We start from the raw sequence: 21,813 nt of genomic DNA on the forward strand, positions 1-21,813 counted from the left end.
TAAAGGGAGATTGAGAGGGCTCAAAAATTTAATCAATATTCTCTCTCCCTTTGGGAGAAGGAAATCACCTCACCTTAGCGCAGTATGACTGCTTATCTCCTAAGAGGAGAGGGACAAGAAAAGGAAAATCAACATGACAGAACGTTCTCCATTACGTGTCGGCATCGGTGGTCCAGTCGGTTCAGGTAAAACTGCACTTACTCTCAATTTATGTCAGGCCTTGCGCCAGCGCTATAACATGGCGGTGGTCACCAATGACATTTATACCAAGGAAGACTCCAACTTTCTTACCCGCAACGAAGCCATGAGCCCAGACCGGATTGTCGGTGTCGAAACAGGTGGCTGTCCGCACACTGCCATCCGTGAAGATGCTTCGATTAACCTGGCAGCGATTGACGACTTGTGTGAAAAGTTCGATGGCTTGGAATTGATCATTATTGAAAGTGGTGGCGATAACTTGGCGGCAACCTTTAGTCCGGAATTATCCGATCTGACTTTATATGTGATTGATGTGGCCGGTGGTGAAAAAATTCCACGTAAAGGTGGGCCGGGCATTACCAAATCTGATTTGCTGATTATTAACAAAACCGATTTAGCCCCGATGGTCGGCGCCAGTCTGGAAGTAATGGATCAGGATGCCAAGCGCATGCGTGGTGATAAACCATTTTTATTTTCCAATATGAAAACCAAAGATGGTTTGGAGCAGATTATTGAGTTTATTGAAAAACAGGGCCTGTTTAAAAACTAAATAGCCTAAGCAATATCTCTATTTTTCCCTGATTCTAAAAAGATGGCTACGGCTGTCTTTTTTTTTCTTTTGTGCATTCAATATTTGTGCTGCTTGAATATCGAGTCAAAAGCACATTTATCCTAAGTCAATTCTATATCTATATTTAAATATTAGATTGGGAAGAGCAGATAAAACCTTAACTGGACAGAAGCTCGGCCAGTCTTTTCTTTTATCCACCAGAAAAATAGCCAAGATATGCATGAAATGTGAACTTGTACATACAGGAACGCAACAAAAAATTGCCAGTAAATTCATGCTAATTGCTGAAAATGCAGCCATCTGAACAGGGAATAAATTGCATGAAAAAGCTGGCTTTTGTGTCGCTGGTGGCGGTGGCGCTTACCGGGTGTGTGGTCACGCCGTATGAGAATGGTCCACGACATAGCGTCTATACCGGATATGATCGAGGCTATTCAAGCTATCCATATACCGTGTCGCGTTGGGAACATGAACGCCGTCCGGTGTATATTCAGCAGCGTCCATCGGTTAAGCCAGTGAATCGACCGCATGCTCAACGTCCGCATGGGCAAAAACCGGGTCAGGCCAATCGTCCTGCACATAAACCGACACAGAGTAAACCTGCACAAAGCAAACCGGTAAAGCCAAATCGTCCGGTGGCCAACAAGCCGCCCGTGAAGAAGCCACAGGTGAGTAATCCAGCTAAGGCCAAACCAGTGACGGCTTTGCCGCCGACTTCTGGAGTGCAGCGTCCATTACGACCGGGCGTATAAATCAAAAAGGATTCCATCTGGAATCCTTTTTTTATAACCGTTCAATCAAACGTTAAAGTGATTTCTGATACAGTCCGGCGCGGACTGTACCGGCTTTGGTTTCCTTGATTTGCTGCCAGGAGGCCGGCAGTTTTAGCTGGTTTAGATCACGGTCGGCCTCGACATAAATCAAGCCTTTATCCTGAATTAATGGATCAGCCAATTGTGCCAGCTGTTCCCATAAATCCAGGTTATAAGGCGGATCAAGAAACACCAGATCATAGCTGTCTTTCAGGCTGGCCAGCGCCTGCTGTGCAGTACTGATTTTTAACTGGGCGCGGGCTTTGGTGACTTTTAACAGTTCTAGGTTCTGGGTCAGGAACTGGGCTTGAGTGCGGTCCGGTTCAATCATGGTGACCTGTGCAGCACCACGTGATAGCGCTTCAAAGGAAAGCGCCCCCGAGCCGGCACACAGGTCCAGCACTTTGGCATTTTGCACATCCCACATCAGCCAGTTAAACAGGGTTTCACGCACCCGGTCCGGCGTCGGGCGTAAACCGTCAATACTGGCAAAGGCCAACTGGCGACGTTTCCAGTCTCCACCAATAATTCGTAGCTGGTTTTTCATGGTTTAGTCACTCTCTATTGTGGCAGATGGGGCAGCGGCCGGTGTTGCTGGCGCAGATGCAGCAGTATCCTGAGCCGGAGTGGTGGTGCTACGAGCACCTTCGGCACTTGGCAGTTCACTTGGCTTTAAACCGGCGGTCATCAGGCCACCACTAATTTGGGCCGCAGATGGGCGAATCGGATTCTTGTCTTTGTTGAGTAGCCAGTAATCCAGAATTGGACGGGCCAGGGCCGTGGCAGCACTCCCGCCACGGCCATTTTCCAGAATCACCGCAATGGCAATTTCAGGTTTTTCTGCCGGAGCGAAGCCGACAAATAAACCGTGGTCAAGCTGGCGATCGGTGAGCAGTGCTTCATTATAGCGTTTGCCCTGGGCAATACTTTTGACCTGCGCGGTCCCGGTTTTTCCGGCAATTGAATATTGCAGGCCGCCTTTAATACCTTTACCGGTGCCTGATTGAATGACATCCACCATGGCATCGCGCATTTTAATCCAGTCTTCGTCGGTCCCGTTAAATTCAATGCGGCCATTGGTACCATTATGCACCTTAAATGGACGCGCACCGCGGCTTTCACGCAGCACGTGTGGCGTGACTTTAAAGCCCTGGTTGGCGGTAATGGCAGTGGCCATGGCCAGTTGTAATGGTGTCGCGGTAAAAGCACCCTGACCAATACTGACGGAAATGGTTTCGCCGCGCATCCATTTGGCATTACGGGTACGCATCTTCCATTCCGGACTTGGATATAGGCCGGTGCTTTCACTTGGTAAATCGACGCCAGTGCGCTCACTAAAACCAAACTGGCGCATCCAGTCATTCATCTTTTCAATGCCCATCCGGTAGGACAATACATAGAAATAGGTATCACAGGACACCACCTGAGCGGTGTGCATGTTGACAATGCCATGCCCCGATTTTTTATGGTCACGGAAACGGTGGCTATCGCCCGGTAAGGTGAAATAGCCATAATCCTGAATCGCGGTGCTCCAGTCGACCAGACCATAATGAATCCCGCCTAAACCAAACATTGGCTTAATGGTCGAGCCGGGCGGATACACCCCTTGCACGGCACGGTTATATAGCGGCTGGTCAATATTGTCGCGCAGGGCAGCATAGTTGGTATGGCTGATGCCGGTGACAAAGAGGTTCGGGTTAAAGCTGGGGCTCGACACCAGCGCCAGAATTTCCCCGGTACGTGGATCGAGCGCGACAATCGCACCACGGCGGCCGGCCAGCTGTTCAGAGGCCACCACTTGCAGGCCATAATCTAAGGACAGGTATAGATCATTACCGCGAACCGGATCTTTACGGCCCAAGTGACGCAGCACATTACCGTGTGCATCGGCCTCGACCGATTCATTGCCCGGTACGCCATGCAGTAAATGTTCGTATGATTTTTCTACGCCAATTTTACCAATCAGGTTGGTGCCGGCGTAGGCATCTTTATCAATCTCTTTCAGCTCTTTGTCATTGATCCGGCCCACATAACCAATCACATGCGCAAACAGCTCACCATGTGGATAGTAACGGGTCATCTGGGTTTCAATATTCACCCCGGGAAACTGGAATTTCACTTCACTGAAACGGGCAATATCGGTTTCGTTCAGATTCAGTTTAATGGACACCCGTTCAGTTTTACGTGCGGTTTTAATCCGGCTCTGGAAGCGTTCAATATCTTCTTCAGTCAGTTCCAAAATCGGGGTCAGCCGTTCGATGGTGGCATCAATATCTTCGACATCGGCCCGGCTTAAGGTCGCGGTAAAGACCGGATAGTTATCGGCCAGCAATACTCCATTACGGTCATAAATATAACCGCGCGCGGGCGCTAAGGGTTGCAGGCGAATCCGGTTTTTGTCAGATGCGGTGGCAAACTCATCAAAGCTGCTGATTTGCAGATAGGCATAACGCACCACCAGCAGCAGCAAAAAGAAACTGACCAGCCCGATAGAGATGAACACCCGATTGCGAAAAATGCGCTTTTCTTGCTGAACGTTTTTTAAAGGAAAGTGCTGTTTCATATGCAATCGGCTTAAACAGATCAAGGAGATGAGAATAGGGCTGTTATTCTAGCCGATAACACAGCGCTTTGCGTATGCCTGCATGACCGATTCGACACAAATAATGTGATTTAGGTTTTTGACTTTTGCGACAATAAAAAGATCGGCTGCTGTATATAAGAATCCGGGTAAATCTGCTACAGTCAAAAAAATAAAACAGGATTGTTTTACAATTAGAATTAAGGAACTTGGTGAAAATAATGAAAAAAGTATATTCCTTAGTGGCATGTATTGCGCTGTGCAATGTGGCCTATGCCGAAGAATCTTCTTTTTTCCCGCAGGCAAAATTGACCGGGGAAGATACAAAAACCTGGAATGTCGGGGCAGGAATTACACAAAAATTACTTCATTTAAATGCAGAATGGGTCAATCCCTACGGCATTGCCTATGCCAAAGCTGGGGCATTTTTAAATGGGGATCATGAACCGGGTGGACAAATTGGCTTTCGCTTGCCATATCATTTCACCGGTAAAGATAAAAATGGTTATTATATCGGAGCTTATGCGGGTCATCTTGAATCCAAAGTGGTCGACCAGAAAGAGAAAGCACGTCTGGGCGCTGGTGTAGATCTTGCTTATGTCTTGCTGAGCCGTGAACGGATCAGTACCTTTAGTGTGGGGATTGGTGCAGGTGAAAAACTGGAAGATCGGGCCGGTCGGGTGATTGCAGAAACCGAGCCAAAACTACAATTTTCCTATACTTTAAGTGTGGGTTTATAGCCAGAATAGCGAGTTAAATGCTTTTAGAATCCGGTAATTAGAAATAAATATGGAAAATATGCATGCTTGAGTACATCAATCAGTTGTGGCAAACCTTTTTGAATCGCCCGGATTTTTGGGCTGTGCTCAGCATTATCCCTGTCACCGCTTTTGTGACCTGGGCCCACGTGTGGATGGCACTGAAAATGGTGTTCTATCCCATTAATTTCTGGGGCTTTCATCTGGGGCCGTTGCCGGTGGGCTGGCAGGGGATTGTGCCGAGAAAAGCCGGGCGTATTTCAGGCATTATTACCGACAATACCTTGTCTAAACTGGGCTCATTGCGCGAATTTCTGGATGCCATGGACCCGGAAGATATGGCACGGATTATTGGCGAGCAGGTCGGTTTCGAGCTGGAGCATTTAATTGATGAGGTGATGATCGACCGCAATGCTGTGCTGTGGGAGAACCTGCCCTATTCAATTAAACGCCGCATTTATGCCCAGGCACATAAACAGCTGCCTGCGGTGCTACGTGAACTGGTCACTGAACTGACTTTGAATGTCGAGTCACTGGTGGATATGCGCGAAATGGTGGTACGCCAGATGGAAGGCGACCGCCGTTTAATGGTGCGCATGTTCCTGAAAGTGGGCCAGAAAGAAATTAACTTTATCTGGCATATCAGTGCGTTAATCGGGATGTTCTTTGGTATATTCCAGATGATTGTCTGGTTTATTGTGCCGTGGCACTGGACCGTACCATTCTGGGCCGCCATCTGGGGCTTTTTAACCAACTGGATTGCGATCTGGATGGTGTTCAACCCGATTGAACCGCATTATGTGAAGTATCCGCAATTTTTTACGCGAACACAGAGTCGCAAATTTCCGTGGATTAAACCTGTTATTCCGCGCATTGGCACCTATAATGTTCAGGGTGCCTTTATGAAGCGCCAGGAAGAGGTGTCTGATGTATTTGCCAGTGTGGTCACCGAAGATTTAATTACTTTAAAATCCATTATGACCGAAATGATGTATGGCAGTAAAAAAGACAAGACCCGTCGGATTGTTAAACGCCATATTAATGAAATTATGGAAACCCCACTGGTCAGAACCTCTTTACAATTGTCTTTAGGGCCAAAAGAATACGCAAAACTCAAGACAGACTTGATCGATCGCTCAATTGAAATTACGATGGTGCCTGTATGCGACCCAGCCTTTAATGCGAGCCGTGCACAGAAAATCTATCAAATGTTTAGAGAACGTATTCTTGAACTTACACCAAGAGAGTTTCAAAATTTATTGCGTCCTGCCTTTCAGGAAGATGAATGGATCTTGATTGTATTGGGAGGGGTAACCGGTTTTATTGCTGGTTTAATACATTTGTTTGTCGCTTTCTTATAATTGGATGCTGGACAGCATGTCGAACCTGAGTTCGTCATGAACAAAGTGTCATGTACATTGTTAAAAATGAGGATGTTTTTTTATGCGCATTATCTTACTCGGACCACCTGGAGCAGGTAAAGGTACACAAGCTCAGTTGATCTGTAAGCGCTACAATATCCCACAAATTTCAACCGGTGATATGCTCCGTGCTGCGATTCGTGAAGGTACTGAATTAGGTCTACAGGCTAAAAACGTAATGGAAAGCGGTGGTCTGGTTTCAGATGAATTGATCATCGGTTTAGTGAAAGAGCGTATTGCTCAACCTGATTGTGCCAATGGCTGCATTTTTGATGGTTTCCCGCGTACCATTCCACAAGCGGAAGCGCTGGAAAAAGAAGGCATCAACATTGATCACGTGATTGAAATTGATGTACCGGACGAAGAAATCGTACAGCGTCTGTCTGGTCGCCGTCAGCACCCGGCTTCTGGTCGTGTTTATCACATCGTTTACAATCCGCCAAAAGTGGAAGGTAAAGATGATGAAACGGGTGAAGATCTGGTACAACGTCCAGATGACCAGGAAGAAACCATTCGTAAGCGTTTAGCGTCTTACCACACTGAAACTGAGCAACTGGTTGGTTTCTACCAAGGCCGCGCAGCGACAGGTGAAAATGCACCGACGTATGACAAACTTAACGGTCTACGTCCAATTGAAGACGTACAAGCGGATCTGTTCGCAATTTTAGATCAGGCAAAATAATCACCCGCTGATTGTTTTGACTTTAAGGGAGTCCTCGGTCATAGTAGGGCTCCTTTTTTATTTGCGTGCGTATAAGGAAACTGCCTCGGTGAAAATTGGTATGTTAATTTTAATGGTGCTGTTCCTGGCCATGTTGGTGGGTCTGTTTTATATCAGCTATAAAATGCTGCTAAAAGTGCGTCAGGAAGAACGTGCTGCAAATGCCAACCAGCCACAGCAGCGTCAATTGCATCCTAAATTGCAGGCGCAATTAGAGCAGCAGAAAAAAGCACAGGATAAAGACGCACAAGACTAAGCGGGTTTTTATCGCCCGACTTACATCAGCATTATTGAATGATCTACCTCGAATATGCAGCGCAGGTCATCTTCAAGTATAAAAAAGCTGAATTCAGGATTCAGCTTCAATATTTTTGACTGCAATCTGGCGCGCAGCTCCAAACTCAAACCGGTCTGGCCAGTTACAGACATCGGCCACCACACATTCATGACATTTGGGCTTGCGGGCAATACAGCAATAGCGGCCATGCAGAATTAGCCAGTGATGTGCATCAACGATAAATTCTTTCGGAATCACTTTCACCAGACGGTGTTCCACTTCCAGCACATTTTTACCCACCGCTAAACCGGTTCGGTTGCCGACACGGAAAATATGGGTATCAACTGCCATGGTCGGTTGACCAAACGCTGTATTCAGCACCACATTGGCTGTTTTACGCCCCACACCCGGTAAGGCTTCCAGATCGGCCCGATTTTCCGGTACCTGACTGTTATGCTTTTCAATCAGGATTTTACAGGCCTTAATCACATTTTCCGCTTTGGAATTATATAGGCCAATGGTCTTGATATAGTCCTTTAGCCCATCAACCCCCAGTGCATAAATCGCTTCCGGAGTATTCGCTACTGGAAATAACTTATCTGTGGCTTTGTTCACGCTGACGTCGGTGGCCTGCGCCGATAAGGTCACTGCCACCAGCAATTCAAACGGTGAGGAGAAATTCAGTTCGGTGGTTGGATGCGGACGCTGTTCACGCAAGCGCTCAAAAAAGGTATAGACCTGCTTTCGGGTCAAGTTTTTTACCGGTTTGACTGCGCTGCTCATGAATTAGGCCTCTCCCTGTAAGTGCTGTAATTGTTGCTGAAGCTGCGCCAGTTGCGCGCGCTTGTTGGCATCTTCACGCACACTCAGCTGTTTTTCTAATTTTTTGATCTGGGTTCTGAGCTTGGCCAGCTCGATGGTGGTTTTGGCATCGTGGGTGACAGCCGGATGATCGGCTTTTTCAACCATCTGGATTTCCGGTACGGCATCGGTCTGCTGCGAGAACTGGGCGAACAGCGCGGTATCAATCTCAGCACGCACCACGGGCCCTTTACGGTGCAGGCGGCGCAGCTCTTCACGCTGAATGTGCGCATAATAGCGCTGGCGTAAATCCTTCTGCTCGCTCATCCGTTCCGCGTCTGTGGGTACGGGTTTGACATCTTCAACCAGATCAATACAGTCCACCGGGCAGGGTGGAATACACAGTTCACAGCCGGTACACAGGTCGGTCAGAATGCTGTGCATCAGTTTGCCGGAACCTAAAATGGCATCGACCGGGCAGGCATTAATACATTTGGTACAGCCAATACATTCATCTTCACGAATCACCGCTTTCATACGCTGCGGACGGCCATCGGACTGAATGGGCCAGACACTGGCTTCGGCAGTTAAGCGTTCTCTGCCTAGCAGTTTGGCCAGCGCATCGGCAACCGGTTGACCGCCCGGTACACATTTATTGGCGGCTTCACCTTCGGCAATCGACTTTGCATAGGGTAAACATCCATCCCGATGTCCACATAAACCGCATTGGGTTTGAGGAAGCAAGGCATCAATATTCTGGATGAGAGCAATTTGCGAATTCATGTAAAAACCACGGCTGCGAAGGGCGCAGAGAAAGCGAACAATAAACCTGAGCCGCAGATTCTAGCATGTTTTCAAGCATTAAGCTTGTGTACAAAGTTGGACCATAATCTGCTTTATTTTTGGGCAAAATGGCCAATTTTAAATACATATTTGCTTACAAAAAATGGAATAATTTTTCAATTTTGATCAATCTAATTTATTGAAAATATGGATTAAATAAAGTTTTTTGAAAAAAACTATTGTAGATTGTTAACAAAAGATATTTAATATTTTGCGCCAAAATAAATCATTGATTGAAATTTTGCCCAATTTTGATCCAACATTCTGCTGAGGATTAAGCGTTGAAATATAACAGCCTTAACGATTTCCTAGATTACGTTAAAACACGTGATGCCTATCAACCAGAGTTTCTACAAGCAGTAGAAGAGGTGATGACCAGCCTGTGGCCATTCATTGTAAAGAATCCTCAATACGCTGCACATGGTCTGTTAGAGCGTTTAGTCGAGCCAGAACGTGCGATCCAGTTCCGCGTTTCCTGGGTAGATGATCAGGGTCAAACTCATGTGAACCGTGCGTTCCGTGTTCAATACAACTCGGCAATTGGTCCATTCAAAGGTGGTATGCGTTTCCACCCGTCAGTGAACTTGTCTATCCTGAAATTCTTAGGTTTTGAACAGACTTTCAAAAATGCCTTAACTACTTTGCCAATGGGCGGCGGTAAAGGCGGTTCAGACTTTGACCCTAAAGGTAAATCTGAAGGCGAAATCATGCGTTTCTGCCAGGCGTTAATGATCGAGCTTTATCGTCATTTAGGTTCAGACACAGATATCCCGGCGGGTGATATTGGTGTAGGTGGCCGTGAAGTTGGCTATATGGCCGGTATGATGAAAAAGCTGAGCAATGACACTTCATGTGTGTTCACGGGCAAAGGCTTAACATTCGGTGGTTCTTTGGCACGTCCAGAAGCAACAGGTTACGGTACAGTTTATTTCGCTGAGGAAATGCTGAAAACTCGTGGCGACAGCTTCAAAGACAAAGTCGTAGCAATCTCTGGTTCAGGTAACGTCGCGCAATACGCTGCTGAAAAAGCCATGTTCCTGGGCGCGAAAGTGGTTTCACTGTCTGACTCTAACGGTACTGTGTATGTGAAAGATGGTTTCACAGACGAATTGCTGAAAGAAGTGATGGATCTGAAAAACATCAAACGTGGCCGTATCTCTGAATTTGCGTCTAAACACGGTTTTGAATACTTGGAAGGCAAACGTCCTTGGGGTATCAAGTGTGACATCGCGCTGCCATGTGCAACTCAAAACGAGTTAAACGGTGAAGATGCTGAGGTATTACTGGCTAACGGTGCAATCTGTGTGGCTGAAGGTGCCAACATGCCGTCTACTTTAGACGCAGTTGAGAAATTCGTTGAGGCGAAAATTCTGTATGCACCAGGTAAAGCATCAAATGCTGGTGGTGTAGCGACTTCTGGTCTGGAAATGTCTCAAAACGCATTACGTTTGGGCTGGACGTTTGAAGAAGTAGATGAGCGTTTACACGCAATCATGAAAGAAATTCACCGTAACTGCGTGAAATACGGTACTCAGGAAGATGGTACTGTTAACTACGTAGACGGCGCAAACATTGCAGGCTTCGTAAAAGTTGCTGATGCAATGCTGGCTCAAGGCGTATACTAAGTTTTAACTGCGTATAAGCTGAAAAAACCGAGGCACTGACCTCGGTTTTTTTTATGGGTTATTTTTTAAGATCTGCTGTTAATTGATCCGGCCAGTTTCAACCGTCATATCGTGTACATAGGCATATTTGGATTGATCAGCCGCCGGGTTTTTCAGTTCATAACGCTTGACCCGAATAATCTGGCGTTCATTCGGATTGTGCTGAAAGCCTTCAATTTGGTCATAGAATAAAGTCCAGTCCTGATCAACTTGGGTTTTCAGACCCTGTTCATTGTATTTGACTTCGCGTACCTGCAAGCAGGTTTGTGGAGCAACGCCGGTACAGGCTTTGGTTTCCGGGGAAATTTCCAGGAAGATGGTTTCACCGGCCGACTGGTATTTGGTTTCCGGCGTCATTTTGCCCTGAAAAGTATGTTGCTGGCCATCTGCAGCGGTCAAGATTAAGCTCGGTTGTTGCGTATTTTTCATGTCCAGCTGCACGCTGACAGGTTTTTGGAACAGGGCAGCAGCAAAACGTTCCTGCTGCATGGCGCTGGCTTCACAGGCCATTTCGGTACTGATTAACATACCCACCTGTAACTGGTTGTTGTTAATCTGCCAGTTACCACCCATCTGGTTACAGCTGGTGCCAATACTTAAACGGCCATTGTCATTAAAATTCAGGGTCAGGGGTTTGGCTGCACCGGTATCTAAAGACCATTGGTAAGCGCTGACAATCTTATCGGCATTTTGTTGTTGTAATACAGACACTGCAAGATCTCCTGCACGTTGCAGATCACTACTCTGGCAAGCGGCCAAGCTTAAAGGGAAAAGTAAAATAGCTAAATATTTGAGTTTCATTTTATAAATAAAGCACTTTTCGGAAATTTATCAGAATATAACCGATTTGCTATTTAAAAAAATGGATACATGTGCCCCTTTCCGGTTGCAAAATGTATCCATAAATAATTTTTTGTTAATAAATAATAAAAAGTTATGTTTGGTCGCGCTAGATTTTAGTCAAAACGGTAAATATCCATACCCAGTGCACCCATGGTAAAACTGCTATGCACAATACTAAAACGATGACCGGTGCCCATGCTAAAAAACAGGGGTGCCAGATGTTCGATAGTGGGATGGTTGCGATTGACATACGGAATGGTCGGCCAGTCCAGCACCGCATCATAGTCCTGATGTGCCAGTTTGCTGACCACATAATTACGGAAGGTCGAAGCCCATTCTGGCACCACGCTGTGCTGGTTGTCCCAAGATAGCTCTCTTAAATTGTGGGTAATACTACCTGAACCAATCAGCAGAATTTGGCGTTCACGTAACACCGCCAAGGTCTGGCCAATCTTGTACAGATCTGCAGCTTGCAGATGCATCGGCAACGACACTTCAATTACCGGAATGTCCGCTTCAGGATACATATGCAGCAAAGGCATCCATACCCCATGATCGCGCGGGCGGGTGCTGTTGGCATGCGCATTAAAACCGGCATTGGCCAGTAGCTGTAATACTTCTTCGGCCAGCTCAGGTTGTCCCGGTGCCGGATAGCGAATCTGGTACAGCTCTTCCGGGAAGCCGCGGAAATCATGCCAGGTTTCTGGACGAATACCGGTGTTGACTTCAAGACTGCGACTTTCCCAATGCGCCGACATCACCACAATCGCCTGCGGTTTGGGCAGGTTGGTGCTTAAACGGGCAAGTGCCGGCCCGACCTGTTCAGGATTGAGCGCGAGCATAGGCGAACCATGCGATATAAATAAGCCGGGAAGGGTCTGTAAATTCATAATGAAAGCCTATGTCACGATTCTGGTCCTATCATGTCAAAGCGACATGCTTTATTAAACCGGGTCGGGTTCAACAGAATGTTCTAAATACGAAACAATGGGTAGGGTTTTCTTAACCCGCCCGATGATAAGGATGATTATGGTTAATGCTCATGGCCCGGTACAGCTGTTCAATCAGCATCACTCGCACCAGTGGATGTGGCAGGGTCAGTTTAGATAAAGACCAGTGCCATGCTGCAGCTTTACGCACCGCTTCAGAATGACCATCCGGGCCGCCAATGGCCAGGGCAATATCATTGCCTTCCAGCATCCAGCCTTTCATGGTTTCAGCCAGTTTTTCGGTGCTGAATTCACGCCCACCCACTTCCAGTGCAATCAGGGTTTCATTGGCTTTCAGAGCATTTAAGATGCTATCACCTTCAATCTGCCGGTATTTTAAAATATCGGCTTCTGAATCATTTTTGCCACGTTTGGCCATCGGCAATTCAATAATCTGGGTTTGTACAAAAGGCTGTATACGTTTGAAATAATCTTCAAAACCAGTCAGTACCCAAGCCGGCATTTTTTGACCAATGGTCAGAATACGAATTTTCATAATAAAACAGGCAGGAAAATGAAAAGTAATTATAACCTTGAAAGCCGTTTGTGCAGGAGAAAAGACACAATTTGAAATTGTAATCTGTATGCTGCTGTTGCTTTAATGAGCCACAGGACAATAAAATCTGCTTTTGTATGGAACAATAATAAATGTGGTTATTTCAACAGATTAAAAACGGTTTAGGGATATTGGGTTGTACTTTGCTGCTGGGCTGGATGCAGCCGCTATCCGCCGCCATTTCATTATATGAACCGGCTGATCCGCAAAATTTGAAAGTCTATTTGCAGCAGATTATCGGGCCGCCGGGCGTGTACCGTAATCATAAAAATATTGAAGAATTGAACCGGGTTTCGGCCTGGATTAAAGAGCAGATGCGTTTATTCGGCATTCCATGCCAGTACCAGACTTATCCGGTGAATGGAAAAAGTTATCGCAATGTGGTCTGTCATTTAAAGGTTGGCCGTTCAGATCGGGTGATTTTAGGTGCGCATTATGATGTGCATGGCAACCAGAAGGGCGCTGATGACAATGCTTCCGGTGTGGCCGGATTAATTGAAATAGCGCGTATTTTAAGCCAGGAAAAAACCAAGCTGCCGCATAATGTCGAGTTTGTTTTTTATACCCTGCAAGAAGCACCGTATTATCAGACCGAGTTTATGGGCAGTCAGGTACATGCCAAATCTATTCTGGCCGAAAAAGAGCATATTCAGGCAGTCTATGTGCTGGAAATGATTGGCTACTATGATTCGCGTTTAATCCAGCAGTATCCGATGGGGTTAAAATGGATTTATCCAAGTCATGGCAATTATATTGCCGCGATCAGTAATTTTCAGTCCAATGCGCTGGGTGAGCAATACTGTCAACAGATGCGCCTGTTAGATAAATTGCAGTGTGAACGGCTGGTGATGCCGGCGTTTGTCAGTGCAGCCGGTTTCTCGGATCATCGCAGTTATTGGCAGCATGATATTCCGGCGCTACTGATTACCGATACTTCGCATTATCGTAATCCGAATTATCATACCGAAAAGGATACGCTGGATACTTTAAATGTCACCAAAATGGGCCAGGTGATTGATGGGCTGATTCATCAACTGCTCGGGGCGACGCCATAAGCGGCCATAAAAAACGCAGCCCTGAAATAGAGTAGGACTGCGGTCAAACAGGTCATTCATCTGGAGTTTGAATGGCCATACGATGAGCAGGAATAAAAAAAGAAACTTACAGCAATATGCTCTGTATTATTATAGATGGAGATGAACGGAAATTTTTCAAGTGGAACATTTCATCACCCGAAAACAACAAAAGAGAGCCGAAGCTCTCTTTTGTGGAGAAGATATGAAGGCACCACTTAGTGACGTGCAGCCTTACCCTCTTCTACCGGTTTTACAATCGGTGCTTTCACCAGTGGTTTTGGCATTGAGGTTAATGCCAGCGGTAAAATCTCATCAATGGATTTCACTGCTTTAATTTCCAGACCGTCTTTGACGTTATCCGGAATTTCCGCCAGGTCACGGACGTTTTCCTGTGGAATAAACACCAGTTTAATACCACCACGGTGTGCGGCTAACAGTTTCTCTTTCAAGCCACCAATGCGCATAGCACGACCACGCAAGCTGGTTTCACCGGTCATGGCAATATCCGGACGGATTGGAATACCGGTAAAGGCTGATACCAGCGCGGTAGTCAGCGCCAGACCTGCCGATGGACCATCTTTTGGTGTAGCACCTTCAGGTAAATGCACGTGTACATCGGTTTCAGCAAAGACTGAAGACTCAATGCCTAAAGAGTCGGCACGGGTACGCACCACAGTCATGGCTGCTTTAATCGACTCCTGCATGACATCACCGAGTGAACCGGTGGTAATGAAAGTGCCTTTGCCTTTCATGGTCGCCACTTCAATGGTCAGTAATTCACCGCCCACAGAGGTCCAGGCCAAACCATTTACGCGACCCACTTCTGCTTCTTCTTCCGCCATGCCGAAGTCGAATTTGTGTGGACCCAAGTAGTCTGGCAAGTTGCCCGCGTTGACCTCAACCTGCAGGTTTTTGGCTTTTTTGCTGACCGCTTCTTTGACCACTTTACGTGCAATTTTAGAGACTTCACGTTCCAGGCTACGCACACCGGCTTCACGGGTATAACGACGTACAATGTCACGAATCGCTTCTTCATGTACGGTCAGTTCTTTGCCACGTAAACCGTTATTCTTGATGGCTTTTGGCACCAGGTAACGATCGGCGATATTCACTTTTTCTTCTTCGGTATAACCCGGAAGACGAATCACTTCCATACGGTCCAGAAGCGCTTCAGGAATATTCATGCTGTTGGCAGTACAGATAAACATCACTTCAGACAGGTCCAGGTCCAGATCTAGATAGTGATCATTGAACTTGTTGTTCTGTGATGGATCAAGAACTTCAAGCATCGCAGAAGCAGGGTCGCCGCGGTAGTCTTGTGCCATCTTGTCGATTTCATCAAGCAGGAACAACGGGTTTTTCACACCCACTTTGATCAGGGACTGCACAATTTTACCTGGCATCGCACCGATATAGGTACGACGGTGACCCCGAATTTCGGCTTCATCACGTACACCACCTAATGCCATACGTACGAACTCACGACCGGTCGCTTTGGCAATTGATTCACCCAGCGAGGTTTTACCCACACCCGGAGGACCTACCAGGCACAGAATCGGGCCACGCAATTTTTTCACACGTGACTGAACAGCCAGATATTCCACAATACGATCTTTGACATCGTCCAGACCGTAGTGGTCTGAATCCAGAATTTCCTGTGCTTTGTTCAGATTGATGCTGACTTTGCTGGCTTTATTCCATGGTGTATCCAGAATCACTTCAAGATAGTTGCGCACCACAGCCGCTTCGCTTGAAGCAGGTTGCATGGCTTTTAACTTGCGGAACTCGTTTTCAGCTTTCTTGCGTACATGCTCAGGCAGATCTGCTTCAGCAAGACGTTTTTCAATCTCGGCAACATCATCTTCTGCGCCGCCGTTCATATCCGAAAGCTCGCGCTGAATGACTTTCATCTTTTCATTCAGGAAGTATTCGCGCTGGTTCTTTTCCATCTGACGTTTTACAGAATCATGCAAAGTTTGCTCGATCTGCTGTTCTTCAGACTGCTGTAACAGATAAGTCATCAGCTCGGTCAGATGTGCTTCGAATTGGTCATGTTCCAGGAATTTTTGTTTTACTTCAATATTCAATGGAACACGGGTCGCAACGAAGAACAATAACTGTAGTAGATCTTCAATCTTGTTGGCCGCAGTGATCAATTCACGTGCATTACGCAGTTTGGCTTCTGCATATTGAGCGAAAAGCGCACGTAATTCCTGCAGACGTAAAGCTTGGGTGTCTGCATCGACGTTAATTGTCATTGGGCTCAGTTCATGCTCTGCTGTCAGATACTCATTTTCGTCAATGATTGTTTTCAACTTGGCACGGTGCAGACCTTCAATCAGGACTTTGATGCAGTTCTCATCATTTTCGTGATTCACAACTTGCACAATCTTCGCGACAGTACCGTATTGATATAAATTGTCGTGATCAATTTCTTCTGTAAGCGAATCTTTTTGCGCAACTACAAATACTAGATTGTCACTGTTACGAGCCACATCAACTGCATTGATCGATTTTTCACGACCTACAAATAGCGCAATTTGCATGTGCGGATAAACCACCACGTCACGTAGCGCTAAAAGCGGTAATACACTTGGAACCTGAGGCTCTAAGGTTTGTTCATTCATAATAATTTCAGACATGGGCACTCCTAATGAGTGACAACGGTGTTGCCATGTTTTTTATAGTGATGGGTAATTTAAAAATTACAAGGGCCGAAGTCTATAAATTGTTGGAAATTTAGCTAAGTTGATGATTTTAATTCATTGTTAATGATTATAAATCGCAAACTTGCGCTTAAAAGAATACTGGAAATGTGGACTGATCAGGGCATCTAACGGCTGATCCCAGGCCTCACGCGCCAAAGGGACATCCACAATCTGGAAATCATGACACAGCCCGACCCGCAGCGGTGTGGTCGGGGCGCTGGCCAGCGTTTTATCATAATAGCCGCCGCCCATCCCAATCCGGGTTCCGTGCCGGTCACAGGCCAGTAAAGGCATCAAGAGCAGATCAAGTTCGGAGACATGCTGGCCACGACTGGCCATCGGTTCCTGCATACCCAAACGATGGTAGGCAAAGCGTTTATTACGATATTGACCTTGCTGGATACGCACCCAGACCAGCCGGTCATTCATATTACAGATCATTGGTAAATACACCTGTTTACCTTGGGCAAAACAGAGTTCAATGATTTTAGTGGTATGAATTTCACCAAAGGCATGTAAATACACGCCAATTTTCTGAGCCTGCCGATACGCCGGCCATGCATGTAACCGCTGCAATACCTGCTGCTCAGCCTGACGTTGCTGAAAGCGGTTTAACTGGCGGCGTTGTTTGCGCAGCTGTTTACGGAGCTGGATCAGGTCGTGGGTCACAGAGCGGAGCATAAAAACAAGTGGTGCCCGCAGTTTAATCCTTTCTGCACAACTTGCAAAGGGAGCAGGACCGTTACAGATTTTCACTAATAAGATGTATTGCAAAAACCGGAGCTTATTGATGCTCGATCTGCAAGATCAAATGGGCTTCCGTCGGATTTTACAGCAAGCGGATAGATTTCTAGGGCCTGTTGTCTTTATGCTGATGCAGTGTTGATACGTGAGTATGACAAGAACAAATTAAAAATGAACACATGGTTAGGAAAACAATAACATGGACTATAAAAATACCCTGCGTAAATATCTGCTGCCGGCCGTTTGTGCTGTCACGGCACTCAGCGCTAGCGTTGCTCAGGCAGCCTCTACAGAAATGCCTGCACCGGCCAATTCCAAACAGGTTTTCTTTGTGGGCAATAACTGGGATGGAACGGTCACAGTGATTCGTCCTTCCGGTGATTTTGGCAAGATTGGGGTGGTGAATATGATTCCGGACCGCAAACAGCGGCTGCTGGAAATTCATTTAAATCCAATCAAGCTAATTGCCTATACCTACATTCAACAAACTGCAGGTGAGGGCAATGACCAGTTGGTGGATGATATGTATTCCACCCCAGATGGACAATCCATTGTAGCTTCACGTCCAAGTTTTGCCGATGTGGTATCCATCAACATTAAAACGGGCAAAATTAATTGGCGTACGCCAGTCGAAGGTTTCCGTGCAGACCACATGGCGGTTTCACCAGATGGGCAGCGTGTGGCCGTATCTGCATCTTCAGGTAATGTGGTGCATGTCTTGGACATTCATACCGGGAAAGAGCTGGGCCGTTTTGCAACGGGCGATAAGCCACATGAAAATATCTATTTTGCTAATGGCAGTAAAATTCTGAACTCGGCAATTGGCAATGTGGAAACTTCCATGGATGCTCAATGGCAGGATTTCACCAAGGGCAAACGCTATATCACCATCGCCGATGCCAATACCTATAAGGTGCTGAAAAAAATTGATTTTCGTCCGGCTTTAGATGCTTTTGGACGTAAAGACCTGTCGAACTCGGTACGTCCGATGGTGTTCAGTAAAGATGAAAGCAAGCTCTATGCGCAGGTATCTTTCTTTAATGGTCTGGTGGAATATGATTTAAATCAGGACAAAATTACTCGCATCGCCCAACTGCCGGGTAGTAGCACTATTCCTAAAGACCGGACCAAATGGGTTAATGACTCGCGCCATCATGGTTTATCCATTAGTGCCGATGGCGAAAAGCTCTGTGTGGCAGGCACCATGGATGACTATGCCACTATTGTGGACCGACGTACTTTGCAGGCCACCAAGCTCATTCCGGCCGGTAAACCGTATTGGGCTACGCGCAGTCCGGATGGCAAAAGCTGTGTAATTTCAGAAAGTGAAACCGATGTGGTCACGGTGATTGACTTCGCTACAGGAGAAAAAGTCCGCAGTGTGCCAGTAGGGAATCACCCACAGCGAGTACGTTTGGGTTATGCACCAAGCGATTGGTCGACGCCGTAATTTTTAAGCCGATCATAACAGGCAAAACATACTAAAGCGCTCAAGACGATATTTGAATTGAGCGCATTTTAGAATGGTTTACCTATGGAGCGTGCACATGAAAGGGACTCGATGGCTCGGTATTGGCTTTTTTGTTTTGGCTGTCGCGGTGTTGTTTACCGTGGTGTATATGTTTCAACCGCCGAATAAGACTGTTTCGGAAACAGTATGGGTGAAACCGAACGCAGCTTCCACAGAGATAGAAACAACGCAAAGTCTATTTTCAGATGAATCTGAAAATGTAATTGAAACAAACGCTATGCTAGAGCGTGCTGCGGTATCTGCAGTTGAAATGCAGCAATTAATCCAGCAACGTGATCAATTGTATTTAGGCTTTGAGCAAATTAGTACAGGGTTAAGCCAAGGGCAAAAACCTGATTTAAACCGTGTACAAAGTATGTTGCTACAGCAGGAACAATTGGTACAAGCAGGCGTATTAAGAGCAGAAGATGCAATGAACTATAGCCAGTTCTTAAAGCAAATTTTACCTGAAATTGCAGGGCAAATTGATTTGCATATTTCGCGTTTAAAACGTCTAAACGTGGGGTGACAGGCTAAGCCCACAGATAAGCTTATGATCTGCTGTTATAAATACACGATAATGCCATTGTTGCAGTCAACAATGGCGTTATTTTTTTGTCTAAAATATTCTTTAACCAACATGTTTTCTAAACCGAATAGCGGCCACTTGAGCTGAATTTATCTACGATTCATTTTATCAAGCGTTCAATTCATCTTAGAAGAAAGCACACTGATTCCATTGTATTGGACTAAAGTTGTATAAAGCTGTGCGAAATAAATTTGGTTTTTACTTCCTTTTAAAAACTACAGAAAAAACAAAGTTTAAATTTTTCTTCACCGCATTTTTTATGCTGCAAACAAAGATCATCTTAATTTAAATTGGTATGACCATTTAAATAATTAATCAGACCAATATTGACATTTATTTATATAAAACTATTATTTGTTGCAAATATTGAGGGTATTTTGATTTTTATTTCAATATTGGTCAGACCAAAATTAGAATTTTACCTCTACGCTTAGACCTATGTTTACGTTTGAGTGAGCATTTCAAGGAGATGACAATGCTTCAACATTGGCAACAGATCTATGATCCAATGGCAAATATTTGGATTTCGAGTCTTATTGCATCAATCCCGATTATTTTTTTCTTTTTGGCACTAGCTGTATTTCGCTTAAAGGGAAGTGTTGCGGGAACAATTACGGTGATTTTGGCGTTATTAGTGTCTTTATTTGCCTATGGCATGCCTGCACCAATGGCTTTTGCTTCATTGATCTATGGATTTTTCTACGGTTTGTGGCCAATCGCATGGATTATTATTGGCGCATTATTCTTATATAAAATCTCTGTAAAAACAGGGCAATTTAACATTATTCGCTCATCTATTCTTTCGATTACAGAAGATCAGCGTCTCCAGATGCTATTAGTCGGCTTTGCGTTTGGGACATTTTTAGAAGGTGCAGCGGGCTTTGGGGCGCCAGTGGCAATTACTGCAGCTTTATTGGTGGGTTTAGGTTTTAAACCCTTATACGCTGCGGGTTTATGCTTGATTGTGAATACCGCACCAGTTGCGTTTGGTGCAATGGGTATTCCAATTATTGTGGCGGGTCAGGTTTCGGGTGTAGAAACCATGGAAATTAGCCAGATGGTTGGACGTCAGTTGCCATTTATGGTGCCTATTGTGCTGTTCTGGATTATGGCAATTATGGATGGTTGGCGTGGTGTTAAGGAAACTTGGCCTGCAGTGTTGGTGGGTGGTGGTGCTTTTGCGATTGCACAATACTTGACCTCTAACTTTGTTGGACCTGAGTTACCAGACATTACAGCTGCAATTGCCTCTTTGATTAGTTTAACGGTCTTATTTAAATTCTGGCAGCCAAAACACATTTTCCGTTTTAGCGATGCAGACACAAAAGTAGATGCCAACTTGGTTGCAGAACAACAGCAAAAATACAGCATACGGCAGATTGTTAAAGCATGGTCACCCTTTGCAGTGTTAACGGTGATGGTCACCATTTGGAGCATCAAACCGTTTAAAGATTTATTTGCCAAAGATGGCGCAATGCACGACTGGGTAATTTCCATCAAGGTGCCATTTTTACATCAATTGGTGCAAAAAATGCCGCCTGTAGTGGCAGATGTCAAAGACTACGATGCGATCTTTAAGTTCGATTGGCTGAGTGCAACAGGGACTGCAATTATGATTGCGGCTGTCATCACCATCATTTACTTAAAAATGAAACCGCGCGAAGCTGTTGAAACTTTTGCAGAAACCATCAACGAGCTAAAAACACCAATTTATTCGATTGGAATGGTGTTGGCTTTTGCTTTTATTGCCAATTATTCAGGCATGTCTGCGACTTTGGCACTGGCTTTGTCACACACAGGCAATGCTTTTACATTCTTCTCGCCATTTTTAGGTTGGATTGGAGTGTTCTTGACAGGTTCAGATACATCAGCCAATGCCTTATTTGCTGCCTTGCAAGCCACAACTGCACAGCAAATTGGTGTGCCAGAAGTTCTGTTGGTTGCTGCCAATACCAGTGGTGGAGTAACAGGCAAAATGATTTCACCACAATCGATTGCAATTGCCTGTGCGGCAGTGGGTTTAGTCGGAAAAGAATCGGATTTATTCCGCTTTACCGTGAAACACAGTATCACGTTTACCGTAATGATCGGTATTATTATCACTCTACAAGCTTATGTGTTCCCATGGATGATTCCATAACCACATGCACA

At 45.7% G+C, this 21,813-nt stretch carries 20 protein-coding genes; 11 read left to right on the top strand and 9 right to left on the bottom strand.

What is annotated here, in order from left to right; genetic code table 11:
- Positions 1 to 133: 133 nt before the first annotated feature.
- Positions 134 to 748, top strand: coding sequence for an urease accessory protein UreG (ureG, locus tag FTU67_RS02515; RefSeq protein ID WP_005179298.1), 615 nt, complete (start codon positions 134 to 136; stop codon positions 746 to 748).
- 341 nt (positions 749 to 1,089) lie between these two features.
- Positions 1,090 to 1,521 carry a hypothetical protein gene (locus tag FTU67_RS02520; RefSeq protein WP_075167686.1) on the top strand — a complete coding sequence of 144 codons (432 nt, stop codon included), beginning with the start codon at positions 1,090 to 1,092 and terminating at the stop codon, positions 1,519 to 1,521.
- A 52-nt stretch (positions 1,522 to 1,573) separates the two neighbouring features.
- Here FTU67_RS02520 and rsmD read toward each other — a convergent pair whose 3' ends face one another.
- Positions 1,574 to 2,128, bottom strand: coding sequence for a 16S rRNA (guanine(966)-N(2))-methyltransferase RsmD (gene rsmD / locus FTU67_RS02525; RefSeq protein ID WP_160241127.1), 555 nt, complete (start codon positions 2,126 to 2,128; stop codon positions 1,574 to 1,576).
- 3 nt (positions 2,129 to 2,131) lie between these two features.
- Positions 2,132 to 4,144, bottom strand: a complete 2,013-nt coding sequence (gene mrdA / locus FTU67_RS02530) for a penicillin-binding protein 2 (RefSeq protein WP_104470010.1) — start codon at positions 4,142 to 4,144, stop codon at positions 2,132 to 2,134.
- Positions 4,145 to 4,383: 239 nt separating this feature from the next.
- Between mrdA and FTU67_RS02535 the strand changes: the two genes are divergently transcribed.
- From FTU67_RS02535 to FTU67_RS02550, 4 genes are all read left to right on the top strand, one after another.
- Entirely contained in the window at positions 4,384 to 4,902 is a 519-nt protein-coding gene (locus FTU67_RS02535) for a hypothetical protein (RefSeq protein ID WP_005179290.1), read from the top strand.
- Between the two features lie 62 nt (positions 4,903 to 4,964).
- Positions 4,965 to 6,281, top strand: coding sequence for a hypothetical protein (locus FTU67_RS02540; protein ID WP_005179289.1), 1,317 nt, complete (start codon positions 4,965 to 4,967; stop codon positions 6,279 to 6,281).
- Positions 6,282 to 6,363: 82 nt separating this feature from the next.
- Complete coding sequence (gene adk, locus FTU67_RS02545) at positions 6,364 to 7,023, top strand: adenylate kinase (RefSeq protein WP_005179287.1); 660 nt, start codon at positions 6,364 to 6,366, stop codon at positions 7,021 to 7,023.
- Between the two features lie 88 nt (positions 7,024 to 7,111).
- Positions 7,112 to 7,318 carry a hypothetical protein gene (locus FTU67_RS02550; protein ID WP_005179286.1) on the top strand — a complete coding sequence of 69 codons (207 nt, stop codon included), beginning with the start codon at positions 7,112 to 7,114 and terminating at the stop codon, positions 7,316 to 7,318.
- Between the two features lie 93 nt (positions 7,319 to 7,411).
- Here FTU67_RS02550 and nth read toward each other — a convergent pair whose 3' ends face one another.
- Both nth and FTU67_RS02560 read right to left on the bottom strand, forming a co-directional pair.
- The gene (gene nth, locus FTU67_RS02555; RefSeq protein WP_045796358.1) at positions 7,412 to 8,122 is read right to left on the bottom strand and encodes an endonuclease III; all 711 of its coding nucleotides are present in this window, start codon (positions 8,120 to 8,122) and stop codon (positions 7,412 to 7,414) included.
- A 3-nt stretch (positions 8,123 to 8,125) separates the two neighbouring features.
- Positions 8,126 to 8,923 carry an RnfABCDGE type electron transport complex subunit B gene (locus FTU67_RS02560; protein ID WP_104470011.1) on the bottom strand — a complete coding sequence of 266 codons (798 nt, stop codon included), beginning with the start codon at positions 8,921 to 8,923 and terminating at the stop codon, positions 8,126 to 8,128.
- A 341-nt stretch (positions 8,924 to 9,264) separates the two neighbouring features.
- On the opposite strand from FTU67_RS02560, the gene gdhA reads away from it, so the two are divergent.
- A complete protein-coding gene (gene gdhA, locus FTU67_RS02565; protein ID WP_180061363.1) occupies positions 9,265 to 10,608 on the top strand; it encodes an NADP-specific glutamate dehydrogenase in 1,344 nt (447 codons plus the stop codon).
- 78 nt (positions 10,609 to 10,686) lie between these two features.
- Here gdhA and FTU67_RS02570 read toward each other — a convergent pair whose 3' ends face one another.
- The 3 genes from FTU67_RS02570 to rlmH all read right to left on the bottom strand — a co-directional run bounded on the left by FTU67_RS02570 (position 10,687) and on the right by rlmH (position 12,975).
- A complete protein-coding gene (locus tag FTU67_RS02570) occupies positions 10,687 to 11,448 on the bottom strand; it encodes an META and DUF4377 domain-containing protein (RefSeq protein WP_168417279.1) in 762 nt (253 codons plus the stop codon).
- A gap of 155 nt (positions 11,449 to 11,603) precedes the next feature.
- Positions 11,604 to 12,380, bottom strand: a complete 777-nt coding sequence (locus FTU67_RS02575; protein ID WP_087662515.1) for a dioxygenase — start codon at positions 12,378 to 12,380, stop codon at positions 11,604 to 11,606.
- Between the two features lie 112 nt (positions 12,381 to 12,492).
- A complete protein-coding gene (gene rlmH / locus FTU67_RS02580) occupies positions 12,493 to 12,975 on the bottom strand; it encodes a 23S rRNA (pseudouridine(1915)-N(3))-methyltransferase RlmH (protein ID WP_005179274.1) in 483 nt (160 codons plus the stop codon).
- Positions 12,976 to 13,127: 152 nt separating this feature from the next.
- Between rlmH and FTU67_RS02585 the strand changes: the two genes are divergently transcribed.
- Positions 13,128 to 14,090, top strand: a complete 963-nt coding sequence (locus tag FTU67_RS02585) for a M28 family peptidase (RefSeq protein ID WP_005179272.1) — start codon at positions 13,128 to 13,130, stop codon at positions 14,088 to 14,090.
- A 236-nt stretch (positions 14,091 to 14,326) separates the two neighbouring features.
- Here FTU67_RS02585 and lon read toward each other — a convergent pair whose 3' ends face one another.
- Complete coding sequence (gene lon, locus FTU67_RS02590; protein ID WP_180061364.1) at positions 14,327 to 16,753, bottom strand: endopeptidase La; 2,427 nt, start codon at positions 16,751 to 16,753, stop codon at positions 14,327 to 14,329.
- Positions 16,754 to 16,879: 126 nt separating this feature from the next.
- On the bottom strand, positions 16,880 to 17,500 hold the full coding sequence (locus FTU67_RS02595) for a 5-formyltetrahydrofolate cyclo-ligase (protein WP_180061365.1): 621 nt from the start codon (positions 17,498 to 17,500) through the stop codon (positions 16,880 to 16,882).
- A 262-nt stretch (positions 17,501 to 17,762) separates the two neighbouring features.
- Between FTU67_RS02595 and FTU67_RS02600 the strand changes: the two genes are divergently transcribed.
- The 3 genes from FTU67_RS02600 (at position 17,763) to lldP (ending at position 21,802) form a co-directional block, all read left to right on the top strand.
- On the top strand, positions 17,763 to 19,013 hold the full coding sequence (locus FTU67_RS02600; protein ID WP_180061366.1) for a YncE family protein: 1,251 nt from the start codon (positions 17,763 to 17,765) through the stop codon (positions 19,011 to 19,013).
- Between the two features lie 97 nt (positions 19,014 to 19,110).
- A complete protein-coding gene (locus FTU67_RS02605; RefSeq protein ID WP_228278776.1) occupies positions 19,111 to 19,602 on the top strand; it encodes a hypothetical protein in 492 nt (163 codons plus the stop codon).
- A 529-nt stretch (positions 19,603 to 20,131) separates the two neighbouring features.
- The gene (lldP, locus tag FTU67_RS02610; protein ID WP_180061367.1) at positions 20,132 to 21,802 is read left to right on the top strand and encodes an L-lactate permease; all 1,671 of its coding nucleotides are present in this window, start codon (positions 20,132 to 20,134) and stop codon (positions 21,800 to 21,802) included.
- Positions 21,803 to 21,813 lie beyond the last annotated feature (11 nt).

Source organism: Acinetobacter sp. YH12132, from assembly GCF_013418645.1.
In the GTDB taxonomy this organism is placed as follows: domain Bacteria; phylum Pseudomonadota; class Gammaproteobacteria; order Pseudomonadales; family Moraxellaceae; genus Acinetobacter; species Acinetobacter indicus.